Origin of the sequence: Streptomyces sp. ACA25 (genome assembly GCF_028200735.1) — a bacterium.
In the GTDB taxonomy this organism is placed as follows: Bacteria; Actinomycetota; Actinomycetes; order Streptomycetales; family Streptomycetaceae; genus Streptomyces.
In genome coordinates this window covers 242910-254525 of sequence record NZ_JAQKPV010000008.1, presented here as the reverse complement: position 1 = coordinate 254525, position 11616 = coordinate 242910, and the positions used below count along the sequence as shown (strand labels likewise).

The 11616-nt window shown below is 73.0% G+C and carries 10 protein-coding genes; 5 read left to right on the top strand and 5 right to left on the bottom strand.

All coding sequences use genetic code 11. The features are described from left to right. Positions 1-39 precede the first annotated feature (39 nt). The 3 genes from dapF to miaA form a co-directional block, all read right to left on the bottom strand. The gene (gene dapF / locus PJ985_RS14830) at positions 40-915 is read right to left on the bottom strand and encodes a diaminopimelate epimerase (protein WP_271684218.1); all 876 of its coding nucleotides are present in this window, start codon (positions 913-915) and stop codon (positions 40-42) included. A 46-nt stretch (positions 916-961) separates the two neighbouring features. Next, positions 962-1459, bottom strand: a complete 498-nt coding sequence (locus PJ985_RS14825) for a hypothetical protein (protein WP_271684250.1) — start codon at positions 1457-1459, stop codon at positions 962-964. Positions 1460-1567: 108 nt separating this feature from the next. Then, the gene (miaA, locus tag PJ985_RS14820) at positions 1568-2515 is read right to left on the bottom strand and encodes a tRNA (adenosine(37)-N6)-dimethylallyltransferase MiaA (protein ID WP_271684217.1); all 948 of its coding nucleotides are present in this window, start codon (positions 2513-2515) and stop codon (positions 1568-1570) included. A gap of 388 nt (positions 2516-2903) precedes the next feature. Here miaA and panD point away from each other — a divergent pair, with 388 nt between their 5' ends. Further along, positions 2904-3326 (top strand): aspartate 1-decarboxylase, encoded by a 423-nt coding sequence (gene panD / locus PJ985_RS14815; protein ID WP_271684216.1) that lies wholly within the window; start codon positions 2904-2906, stop codon positions 3324-3326. A gap of 101 nt (positions 3327-3427) precedes the next feature. Here the strand turns inward: panD and PJ985_RS14810 are convergent, their stop codons facing one another. After that, complete coding sequence (locus PJ985_RS14810; RefSeq protein ID WP_271684215.1) at positions 3428-4648, bottom strand: trypsin-like serine peptidase; 1221 nt, start codon at positions 4646-4648, stop codon at positions 3428-3430. 380 nt (positions 4649-5028) lie between these two features. Here PJ985_RS14810 and PJ985_RS14805 point away from each other — a divergent pair, with 380 nt between their 5' ends. The 3 genes from PJ985_RS14805 to PJ985_RS14795 all read left to right on the top strand — a co-directional run bounded on the left by PJ985_RS14805 (position 5029) and on the right by PJ985_RS14795 (position 9810). Further along, complete coding sequence (locus tag PJ985_RS14805; RefSeq protein WP_271684214.1) at positions 5029-6996, top strand: IucA/IucC family protein; 1968 nt, start codon at positions 5029-5031, stop codon at positions 6994-6996. Between the two features lie 23 nt (positions 6997-7019). After that, positions 7020-7721: a GNAT family N-acetyltransferase gene (locus PJ985_RS14800; RefSeq protein WP_333909858.1), complete on the top strand. Its 702-nt coding sequence runs from the start codon at positions 7020-7022 to the stop codon at positions 7719-7721. Positions 7722-7812: 91 nt separating this feature from the next. Continuing rightward, positions 7813-9810 (top strand): ATP-dependent DNA helicase, encoded by a 1998-nt coding sequence (locus tag PJ985_RS14795; RefSeq protein ID WP_271684213.1) that lies wholly within the window; start codon positions 7813-7815, stop codon positions 9808-9810. A gap of 53 nt (positions 9811-9863) precedes the next feature. Here the strand turns inward: PJ985_RS14795 and lexA are convergent, their stop codons facing one another. Beyond that, positions 9864-10526 (bottom strand): transcriptional repressor LexA, encoded by a 663-nt coding sequence (gene lexA / locus PJ985_RS14790; RefSeq protein WP_443033490.1) that lies wholly within the window; start codon positions 10524-10526, stop codon positions 9864-9866. A gap of 543 nt (positions 10527-11069) precedes the next feature. On the opposite strand from lexA, the gene nrdR reads away from it, so the two are divergent. Further along, entirely contained in the window at positions 11070-11531 is a 462-nt protein-coding gene (gene nrdR, locus PJ985_RS14785) for a transcriptional regulator NrdR (protein WP_271684211.1), read from the top strand. The last annotated feature ends 85 nt before the right edge of the window (positions 11532-11616 follow it).

Sequence of the window (11616 nt, the reverse complement as noted above, 5' to 3'; positions counted from 1 at the left end):
GCTGAAACTCAGTCAGTGCGGGCCGGGACACGACCGGTACTAGTCCCACCAGCCCGGCTCCAGGGTGCCCTCGGCGACGATGACGGCCGGTCCGGTCAGGGTGATGTCTCCGTCGATGCCCTCCGTGATGCGGAGCCGGCCTCCGGGGACATCGACGGTGTAGGTCGCGGGCCGCCCGTCCTTCGCCGGATCCCGGCCGTCGCGGCGGGCGGCGGCCACCATCACGGCGCAGGCTCCGGTGCCGCAGCTGCGGGTCTCGCCGGAGCCGCGTTCGTGCACCCGGAGCGCGACGTGCCGCGGGCCGCGGTCCACGACGAACTCGACATTGGTGCCGTCGGGGTAGGCGGTTGCCGGAGCGACAACCGGCGGTTCGCGCAGGGGACCGGCCTCGGCCAGGTCGGCGACGAACGCCACGGCGTGCGGGTTCCCCATGTCGATGCGGTGGGCGGGCCAGCTGCGGTCCGCCACCGTCACGGTCACCGACGTTTCCGGCCCGTCCGGCAGCCCGGCCCGCCCCATGGCGACCGCAGGGGCGTCCGTCCCGCTCAGCCGGGCCCGGCGCACACCCGCCCGGGTGGCCACCGGCAGTTCACCGTCCCCGGCGAGGCCGGCCCGCTGGAGATAGCGGGCGAAGACCCGGACGCCGTTTCCGCACATCTCCGCGACGCTGCCGTCGCTGTTGCGGTAGTCCATGAACCATTCGGCCTCACCGGCGAGTGCCCGGCCCTCGGGAAGTGCGGCGGACCGCACCACGCGCAGCAGGCCGTCCCCTCCGATGCCGGCCCGCCGGTCGCACAGCCGCGCGACAGCGCCTGCGGACAGGTCGAGCCGGCCGTCCGGGTCCGGGATGATCACGAAGTCGTTCTGGGTGCCGTGTCCCTTGAGGAACGGCACGGGCTGCGCCGGAGTGCTCACGGAACCGATCGTACGGGGCCGCAGCACCCGGCGGGGGCGGGGGCCGTCAGCGCAGGGCGGCGACGCGCCAGACGGCCAGAGCGGCGAGCACCAGCATGGCCAGCCCGTAGCTGCCGAGGATGCGCCAGGCGGGGCGGTGTCCCGATCCGCGGGGCGGCAGCCCCGGCCAGGTGTAACCGACCCGGCGGGCCGCCATCATTCCCCAGCCGGCCGCGCTGCAGCCGATGAGCAGGCCGAGCATCGCGACGACCGGGCCCGCCTCGTCGAAGGCGAAGGCGAGGGGGAAGGCGAACATCAGTGAGCCGAGCAGGCTCAGTATCACGATCGGGGCCAGCTGGATCAGCCTCAGCCGCCGCGGGGGCCGCAGCTCCGCATAGGATTCCATGCGGTCGTCGAGGTCGCCGGTGATGCCGTCGGGCAGCTCGGGGAAGCCCCGGAGCTCCTCCCCGAGGGCCTCCGGCACGCTCTCCCCGGCCGCGTTCGGCGGGTGTTCCGACGCGGGGTCGACCGTACGGTCTTCACTCCTGCGAGGGCTGGCCTCCATCGCCACGCGCCCTCCCAACTCACGGCTTCACGGCTGCAGCATTGTTCGATGATGGCACGCCCGAGGCCCGCAGCAGGCCGCCCGGAGTGACCCGATGCCATCACGTGATCAGGATGTGACCGTCCGTTCGACGCACGCCCAGGCGTGCTTCTCCAACTGCTCCCGGGCCCCTTCCGAGCCGTCCAGCCAGAGCACCCGCCGGTCCCGGCGGAACCAGCTCTCCTGTCGGCGCGCGAAGCGCTTGGTGGCGCGCACGGTCTCCGCGCGTGCCTCGTCGTCGGTGCACTCGCCCGCCAGCGCGGCGAGCACCTGCTGGTACCCGAGCGCACGTGAAGCGGTGCGGCCCTCCCGCAGCCCGGCACGCTCCAGTGCGCGCACCTCGTCCACCAGCCCTGCCTCCCACATGGCGTCCACCCGCGCGGCGATGCGGGCATCCAGTTCGGGCCTGCCCACCTCGATACCCAGGAAGAGAGTGGGGTGGACTGACTGCTCCTCGCCCGGGGCGGGGAGATGCGCGCTGAAGGGGCGGCCGGTGATCTCGATGACCTCCAGGGCCCGGACGATCCGCCGGCCGTTGCTCGGCAGAATCGCCGCCGCGGCGCGCGGGTCGGCCGCCGCGAGCCGGGTGTGCAGCGCGCCGCTGCCGTCCTCGGAGAGTTGCTCCTCCAGCCGGGCGCGGACCCGCGGGTCGGTGCCCGGGAACTCCAGCCTGTCGACGGCACCCCGGATGTACAGTCCGGAGCCGCCGACCAGTACGGGGACGCGGTTGTCGGCCAGCAGGCGGTCGATCTCGGCTCGGGCGAGCCGCTGGTACTCGGCGACGCTGGCTGTCTCCGTGACATCGAGGACGTCCAGCAGCCGGTGCGGAACCCCCCGGCGCTCGGCCGCCGGCAGCTTCGCCGTGCCGATGTCCATACCGCGGTACAGCTGCATGGAGTCGGCGTTGATCACCTCCGAGCCCAGTCGTCCGGCCAGCGCCGCACCCAGATCGGACTTCCCGGCCGCGGTGGCGCCGACCACGGCGATGACCAGGGGGGAGGTGGCTGAGCTGTTCACCCCTGCAGTCTCCCAGAACGGCGGGCCGGCCCCGCCCCGCCAGGGGCCGATGCCCGGACGGGCCGGGCGCCCGCCCGGGCATCGGCGCCCCCCGGGCGGGAACACCGCCCCGCAGCCTCGGCAGGGGCCTCCCCCGGTACCCGAGGAAGGCCCCTGCCGAGGCTGCGGGGCGGTTGCGTACGCTGGGGTGGTCGTCACGGCACGGGGCGGAGGGCCTGCGCAGGCCCTCCGCCCCGAGCCGGCGGCACGCAAGGAAAGTCAGCAGCCGGTCAGCAGGAGTCTCGCGGAGCCTGGTGACAGCCGACCGGGTGCGCGACGTGTCGAAGGCTACGGAAACCGCCCTTGACCTGCACAGGCAGGCAGGGAGCCAAGATCCAGGAGTGCCGCAATGCTGCGTACCATGTTCAAATCCAAGATTCACCGGGCCACGGTCACCCATGCCGACCTGCACTACGTGGGATCGGTGACGGTGGACGCCGATCTGATGGACGCCGCCGATCTGCTGCCCGGTGAGCTCGTGCACATCGTCGACATCGACAACGGCAGCCGGCTGGAGACCTATGTGATCGAGGGCGAGCGGGGCTCCGGGGTGATCGGCGTCAACGGTGCGGCGGCGCATCTGGTGCACCCGGGAGATCTGGTCATCCTGATCAGCTACGCCCAGGTGGAGGACGCCGAGGCCCGTGCGCTGAAGCCCGCCGTCGTCCATGTCGACGCGGACAACCGCATCGTGCAACTGGGCGCCGACCCGTCCGTGCCGGTGCCCGGGAGCCGTACCGAACGGAGCCCGCTCTCCACCGTCCGCGGCTGACCGGAGCCGCGGCGGGACACCGGGAAGGGCCCGGGACGACACGGCCGGCGTGCGGCGTGCTGTCCCGGGCCCTTCCCGGTGTCAGCGAGCGCTGAGGAGGGTCACGGCGAGGTGCGGACCTCGTCGAACACGCCCTGCGCCTCGTCCTCCAGGCGCGGGCCGGCGAGCCAGGTGCTGTCGTAGGGGCCGATGGAGGTCACCGAGATCAGCTCCGGGTCACCGCCGGACCCCTGGGCCAGCCACGGTCCGCCCGAGGAGCCGCCCGTCATGGTGCAGCCGACGCGGTACATCACCGGCTCGGACCAGTCCAGCGAGAGCCGGGTCGGCTGGTCGGAGCACTGGTACATCAGCATGCCGTCGAAGGGCGGGGCCGCGGGGTATCCGTAGACCTGCGTCGCGCCGAGCCCGGAGACCGCGGGTGCCTGGAAGTTGATGTCGACCGCGGCGCCGACCGACTCCTCCAGAGACGCCCCGCCGCCGTCCTCGGGCTGCACCCGCATCACCGCGAAGTCCTGGTGGGCGCCGTTGCCGCCCTCGTCGGTGCCGTTCTCGACCCAGTAGTCCGTGGTACCGACCAGGTCGGTCCACCAGATGCCGTAGGGGGCCTGCTCCTCGAACGGCATGCTCTCCAGCTCGGAGGCGTCGGCGCCCCGGTCGTTGTACGCCGGGGCGAAGGCGATGTTCCGGAACCAGCCGCCCTCCGCACCCGCGTGCACACAGTGCCCCGCGGTGGCCACCAGGTTCGACGTGCCGGGATTGCCGGGGTCCTTCACCACCGCGCCCGAGCAGACCATCGGGCCGTCCGGTGTCTCCATGAACACCTTTCCGACCACTGCCGCGTTGAGGTTGTACGGCGTGTCCACCGCGACGGCGTCCACCGGGGCCGGAGTCGGGTCGGTCGCGCCGCGGTCGTCCGCCGGGTCGCTGGACTCTCCCGGGCCCGGACCGGCACCCTCGTCGATGTCGTCCTCGTCGATGGACTTGTCCCGGTCCTCGGCCTCGCGCATCCGGTCGGAGTCCCAGAAGTCATCGATGATGATGCTGATGTACTGGCCGGCCTCGCTGAGCCACTCGTCCTTCTCCCAGTCGGCCCAGCCGCCTTCCATCCACGCGTCGATGTCGATGTCGATCGGCAGCTGGTCCAGCAGCTCCTGCCACTCACCCAGATCCGTACCCGGTGACGCCTCCGGGCCCTTACCGTCGTTGCTCGCGTCGTCGTCACCGGGGCCGCAGGCGGAGGCCGTCAGTGCGAGAACCACGGCCGCGGCCGCGGCTGCGAACGCGACTCGGCGACCTGCCGGCCGCCTGCGAATCGATGCCATGGATGAAATCCCCCTGGGACTTGGGCTGGTGGGCACTCTGCTGGTCGTGCACCTCGTCCGGGCAGGACGCCCCCCAACTATGCCGGTGCACACAGGGACGTCGGCAGCGGGGTCCCCGGTTCCCCTCCGGCCCTCCGGGAAGGGCCGCGAAGGAACTGCTCCGCCGCCCGTGATCCGGTGCCGCGCCCGTCGTTGTAGAGGCAGGGCACGCCGCGCCGTTCCGGTGATCCGGCCCGTCGCTCCCGTGCCTGAGGGGCGCGGGGCGGTGCCGTCCGCCCTGCCTGCACGGGACACCAGGTGACATGAGGAGGAAGGCGCGACCGACGCCAGGGGAGCCGCTCCCGGGACGGCTTCGCCGAAGCGGCGCGCGCCGTACACGGATGAACGCAACGCCCAGCCCCCAGCAGACCGCCGGCCCGGAGGACCGACCGGTGCTTCATGTGCCGCTGCCGTCGGCGGATCCGGCCGTTCCCCCGCAGGCACGCCGCGCGGCCGGCCCGACCGGTCAGCCCGTGACTCCCCCGTCCGGCCCGGAACGTACCCCGGTCCGTGCCGGGCAGGAGCTCCCGGATCCACTGGAGGACCCGGACCCCGGGCGGGCAGCCGACGCCGCGGGGGCGGAGAACCTGTTGCGCTGCTGGGTGCGGGAGACCGGTGCGGCCCGGCCCGCTCCCGGGCAGCCGCTGCGCATCCCGCTCCCTTCCTCCGGCCTCGCGGTACGCGTGCCGGTGCGCTACTGGTCCGCCACCGGATGGCACCGCTTCGGCCCGGCAGTGCCCGAGGGGGCACCGTCCGGCACCGGCCCGCTGGACGCCGTCACCCTGGCCGCACTGCTGGGAAGAGAGGCCGCGGCCGTCAGTGGCAGGCCCGCGTGCCCGGCCGCCGTCACCGCGCTCGTCGGCCGCGTCGCCGACTCCGTGCAGCGCACCACGGTCTTCCTGGCGGACCGCCGGGCCGACCCCGGCCCGGCCCCCGGGAACGACCCGTTTCTGGAGGCCGAACAGTCCCTGCTCCTCGGTCATCCGCTGCATCCCACCCCCAAGAGCCGCGAAGGGCTGACCGGACGGGAGGCACGGCGGAGCTCCCCTGAGCTGCGCGGCGCCTTCCCGCTGCACTGGATCGCCGTGCACCGTTCCGTCCTCGCCTCCGACTCGGCCTGGACCGAGAGCGGCAGGCCCGTGCCCGCGGAACGGCTGGCCCGCAGGCTCGCGGGCGGCACGGGACGGCTGCCGGAGCACATGGTGCCGTTGCCGCTCCACCCCTGGCAGGCCCGGGAGGTCCTGCTGCGTCCGGTCGTCGCCGCCCTGATGGACGCCGGCCTGCTCCACGACCTGGGGGAGCACGGCGAGGACTGGCACCCGACCTCCTCGGTGCGCACGGTGCACCGGCCCGGCGCCCCGGCGATGCTGAAGCTCTCACTGAGCCTGCGCATCACCAACTCCCGGCGGGACAACCTCCGCAAGGAGCTCCACCGAGGGGTGGAGGTGCACCGCCTGCTGCGCTCGGGGCTCGGCCGCCGATGGCACGCCACGATGCCCGCGGCAGGGGGGTTCGACATCGTCCGCGACCCCGCCTGGCTGGGCGTGAACGACACCGGTGGGCATCCTGTGCCGGGCCTGGACTCGGTGGTGCGGCACAACCCGTTCGGGCCCGGCGACGACGCCGTCTGTGTCGCTGCGCTGACCTCGCCGCGCCCCCGGCCCGGTGCCGGGGACGGCCCGCTCACCTCCCGGTTGGCGGACATCCTCGGCACGCTCGTCGCCCGGACCGGACGGAGCCCGGAGGCGGTCGCCGCCGAGTGGTTCCTCCGCTACCTGCACACGGTGATCCGCCCCGTGCTCAGGCTGGACGCCCTGGCAGGCATCGCCCTCGAGGCCCACCAGCAGAACACCCTGGTGCGGCTCGGCGCCGAAGGCTGGCCCGCGGGCGGCTGGTACCGGGACAACCAGGGCTTCTACTTCCGTGAGTCACACCGGGTGATCCTGGAGCGAGGCCTTCCCGGGATCGGGGCGGTCTCCGACTCCTTCGTGCCCGCCGAGGTGGCAGACGAGCGGTTCGCCTACTACCTGGGCGTCAACAACGTCCTCGGTCTCATCGGGGCGTTCGGGTCCCAGGGGCTCGCCGACGAAACGCTCCTCCTCGCGGCCTTCCGCCGGTTCCTCGCCGAGGAGGCCCGCAGCACGGACGGTGCACCCGTCTCACCGCTCCCGGCACGGCTGCTCGACTCCCGCCTCCTGCGCTGCAAGGCAAACCTGCTGACCCGGCTGGACGGTCTGGACGAGCTCGTCGGTCCCGTGGACGGGCAGTCGGTCTACGTCGGCCTCCCGAATCCCCTGACCGCCGACTGAACCGACCGGGAGGAGCGGAGACGATGCACCCTCACCACCGGGCCCGCCGACGCCCCGCGGGCGCCGGCGCGCCCGTGCAGCCCGGTACCCGGCAGGACGACACGCTGGACCTCGTACTGCCGCCGGATCACCCCGGAGCCCCCGGGCCGGACCGGGCTCAGGCGCACGGCGGCGAGCTGCTGGACCGGGTCGGCGAGTGGGGCCCGGTCCCCACCGCAGTCGGAGCGTTCCAGTTGGTCCCGGTGCGCCCGGAACGGGATCTTCCGCTCCTCACCGAGTGGATGAACGATCCGGAGGTGGCCGCCTACTGGGAGCTCTCCGGCCCGGCCGGACGCACCGAGGAGCACCTCCGGGTCCAACTCGACGGTGACGGCCGCAGCGTCCCCTGTCTCGGCGTCCGGGACGGCATCCCGATGAGTTACTGGGAGATCTACCGCGCCGACCTCGATCCGCTGGCCCGCTTCTGCCCCACGCGTCCGCACGACACCGGAGTGCACCTGCTCCTCGGCAGCGCGGACGACCGGGGCCGGGGCATCGGCACCGTGCTGCTGCGGGCGGTCAGCGACCTCGTGCTGCGGCGCCGCCCCGCCTGTTCCCGGGTGATCGGTGAGCCCGACGTACGCAACGGCCCGTCCGTCGCCGCCTTCCGGCGGGCCGGCTTCCGCATCGCCACGGAGGTCCAGCTGCCGGGCAAGCGCGCCGCGGTCATGGTCCGTGAGCGGTGACCCGGCCGGCCCGGCCCCGCGCCGTTCCGGAAAGCACTCCGCGTGACCGGGGACTCGGGATGTCAGTGCTCCGACGTAGGGTGTCAGCCCTATGAGCGCTCCCTCCGGCGGCCCCGCCCTCTCCGAACTCCTGCACGCAGCGGTCACCGCCATCGGCGGCACCGAGAGGCCCGGCCAGGCCGCGATGGCCGACGCCGTCGCCGACGCCGTGACGGGCGGGACCCACCTCCTGGTGCAGGCTGGCACGGGCACCGGCAAGTCCCTCGGCTACCTGGTGCCCGCGCTCGCCCGCGGGGAGAGGGTGGTCGTGGCCACCGCCACCCTCGCGCTGCAACGGCAGCTCGTGGAGCGGGACCTCCCGCGGACTGTGGAGGCTCTCGAGCCGCTGCTGCGCCGCCGCCCTGAGTTCGCCACCCTGAAGGGCCGGTCCAACTACCTGTGCCTTCACCGGTTGCACGAGGGGGTGCCGCAGGAGGAGGAAGAAGGGCTCTTCGACCCCTTCGAAGCGGCCCAGTCGGCGGGCGGGGCGAGCAGCAGGCTCGGCAAGGACCTGCTGAGGCTGCGGGACTGGTCCGGTGACACGGAGTCGGGCGACCGGGACGCCCTGTCCCCAGGCGTGTCCGACCGGGCCTGGTCCCAGGTCTCCGTCTCCTCACGGGAGTGCCTCGGAGCTGCGAAGTGCGCCTACGGTGAGGATTGCTTCGCCGAGGCCGCGCGGGAGCGGGCCCGGGTCGCCGAGGTCATCGTGACCAACCACGCGCTGCTCGCCATCGACGCGATGGAGGGTGCCCCGGTCCTGCCGGAGCACGAGGTGCTGATCGTCGACGAGGCACATGAGCTGGTCTCCCGGGTCACCGGCGCCGCGACCGGCGAGCTGACCCCCGGCGGGGTGCATCGCGCCGTGCGCCGGTCGGCCCGGCTGGTGGAGGAGAAGGCCGCGGACGCCGTGCAGACCGCTGCCGAGACCTTCGAGCGGCTCATGGAGCTTGCCCTCCCCGGCCGGCTGGAGGAGATCCCCGAGGACCTCGGCTACGCGCTGGCCTCCCTGCGCGACGCGGCCCGCTCGGTGATCACGGAGCTGGGCGGTGGCCGCGACCGGTCACCGCAGGACGAGGACGCGGTCCGCAAGCAGGCCATGGCCGCGATGGAGCATGTGCACGAGGTGGCGGAGCGGATCCTGGAGGGCTCCGAGTCCGACGTGATCTGGTGCGAGCGGCACGACCGGTACGGGGCCTCGCTGCGGATCGCGCCGCTGCGGGTGGCCGAGTTGCTGCGGGAGAAGCTCTTCACGGAGCGGTCCGTGGTGCTGACATCGGCCACGCTGAAGCTGGGCGGGGACTTCAACGGCGTGGGTGCCTCCCTCGGTCTGGATCCCGAGGGGCGGGCCGGTGAGGGTGCGCCCGAGTGGCGAGGTCTCGATGTGGGCTCGCCCTTCGACTACCGCAGGCAGGGCATCCTGTATGTGGCACAGCATCTCTCACCACCCGGGCGGGAAGGGAGCCGCGCCGACATGCTCGACGAGCTCGCGGAGCTGGTGGAGGCGGCGGGGGGCCGTACGCTCGGCCTGTTCTCCTCGATGCGCGCCGCTCGGGCTGCCGCGGAGGAGCTCAGGGAGCGGCTCGACATTCCCCTCCTGCTGCAGGGGGAGGAGACTCTCGGTGAGCTGATCCGCACCTTCGCCGAGGACCCGCGGACCTGCTTGTTCGGCACGCTCTCGCTGTGGCAGGGGGTGGATGTCCCGGGGCCGAACTGCCAGCTGGTGGTGATGGACCGGGTGCCGTTCCCCCGGCCGGACGACCCGCTGATGGGTGCCCGGCAGAAGGCGGTCGAGGAAGCGGGCGGCAACGGGTTCATGGCGGTGGCGGCGACGCACGCCGCTCTGCTGATGGCCCAGGGGGCGGGTCGGCTGGTCCGGTCGGCCGAGGACCGTGGGGTGGTGGCGGTGCTGGATCCCCGGCTTGCCCGGGCACGGTACGGCAGCTTCCTCCGGGCCTCCATGCCGGATTTCTGGTACACCACCGACCGCAATCAGGTGCGCCGCTCGCTGGCCGCCATCGACGCGGCAGCGGAGGCTGCTGCCGCGTCGTGACCAGGGCGGATATGACCAGGGCGGATGAGGAGGAGGGGTGACGGCCGGACGGCTCAGAGGCGGCGCATGACCGCGACGACCTTGCCCAGTATGGTGGCGTGGTCGCCGGGGATGGGCTGGTAGGCGGCGTTCTGCGGGAGCAGCCAGACCTGACCGTTCTCCCGCTTGAAGCGCTTCACGGTGGCCTCGCCGTCGAGCATGGCGGCGACGATGTCGCCGTTCTCGGCGACCGGCTGACGCCGGATGGTGACCCAGTCGCCGTCGCAGATGGCGGCCTCGATCATGGAGTCGCCGACGACCTTGAGGGCGAACAGCTCTCCGTCACCGACGAGCTGCCGGGGCAGCGGGAAGACGTCCTCCACGGATTCCTCGGCGAGGATGGGGCCACCTGCCGCGATCCGGCCGACGAGCGGCACGTAGGAGGCCGCCGGCTTGCCCGCGGTGTCGGCTGCCTGCGGCGCCGGCGTCTCGGCGCCCCGGACCTCGTAGGCGCGCGGCCGGTGCGGGTCCCGGCGCAGGAAGCCCTTCCGTTCCAGGGCCATCAGCTGATGGGCCACCGACGAGGTGCTCGAGAGCCCCACAGCCTGGCCGATCTCGCGCATGGAGGGGGGGTACCCCCGGCGCTGCACCGAGTCGCGGATGACTTCGATCACCCGGCGCTGCCGGTCGGTGAGGCCGGAACTGTCCGCCCGGATGCCGGGCGGGCGTCCCGGCATGGACCGCGGCGCCACGGGCTCCGGGGGGCCGGCCTCCTGGTCGCCCTGGCGCGGCGCGGCCGGCCGGGCTGTGACGGTGTTGTCTGCTGCGGTGGTCATGACGCCCCTCTCACGTGGTACTCCCTGGTCACACAACGGTAGTTGGTATCGAAAGGTTGCGCCAAACACACGTTCGAGTGAAATATTACTGATCGGCTGACCGGATTGGCTCTCCGGGTGTATGGGACTCCCCGCCGCGGCGTGGGCCGGTGCTGCCGCGCGGCCTCCGGCAGGGCCTCCGTAAGCTCCCCCGAGGGTGGCGCCGGGGTGGCCCGCGCAGGGCCGGCCGGCCGGCTGCCGACGCGACACGCCGTACGGCCATCCGGTCGAAGCAACCCTAGATCTAGTGGTTAGATGTCCTCTGGTCGCCCACAGATTGTGGTCCCGGCTCCTTCCGGGGGTCGGGTATCGCCTATGCTGGTGACCACCTCGCAGGGCTCGCCACGGCGCGTTCGGGCGGGGTCACGGACGCCACGATCACCAGGCCCGAGGAGGGCGGAAGCGATGCACTGCCCCTTCTGCCGGCACTCCGACAGCCGGGTCGTGGACAGCCGAACGGCCGATGACGGTGCCACCATCCGCCGCCGCCGCCAGTGCCCGAACTGCTCCCGCCGCTTCACCACGCTGGAGACAGCCGCACTGACGGTGATCAAGCGGAGCGGGGTCACCGAACCGTTCAGCCGGGACAAGGTGATCTCGGGAGTGCGCAAGGCGTGCCAGGGCAGGCCGGTCACGGAGGACGCACTCGCTCAGCTCGGCCAGCGGGTCGAGGAGGCGGTGCGGGCCACCGGGAGCGCCGAGCTGTCCACGCACGACGTCGGCCTGGCCATACTCGGTCCGCTCCGGGAGCTGGACCTCGTGGCGTACCTCCGGTTCGCGTCCGTCTACCGGGCGTTCGACTCGCTGGAGGACTTCGAGGCCGCCGTCACGGAGCTGCGCGAGGGGCATCCGCACAGCGCCGGCTAGCAGCGGCGGGCAGGGCTGACCGGACCGCGGCGCAGCGGCCGGTCATCGGAACAGAAATCGTGCACCGGGAATGAAGCGGGGCACT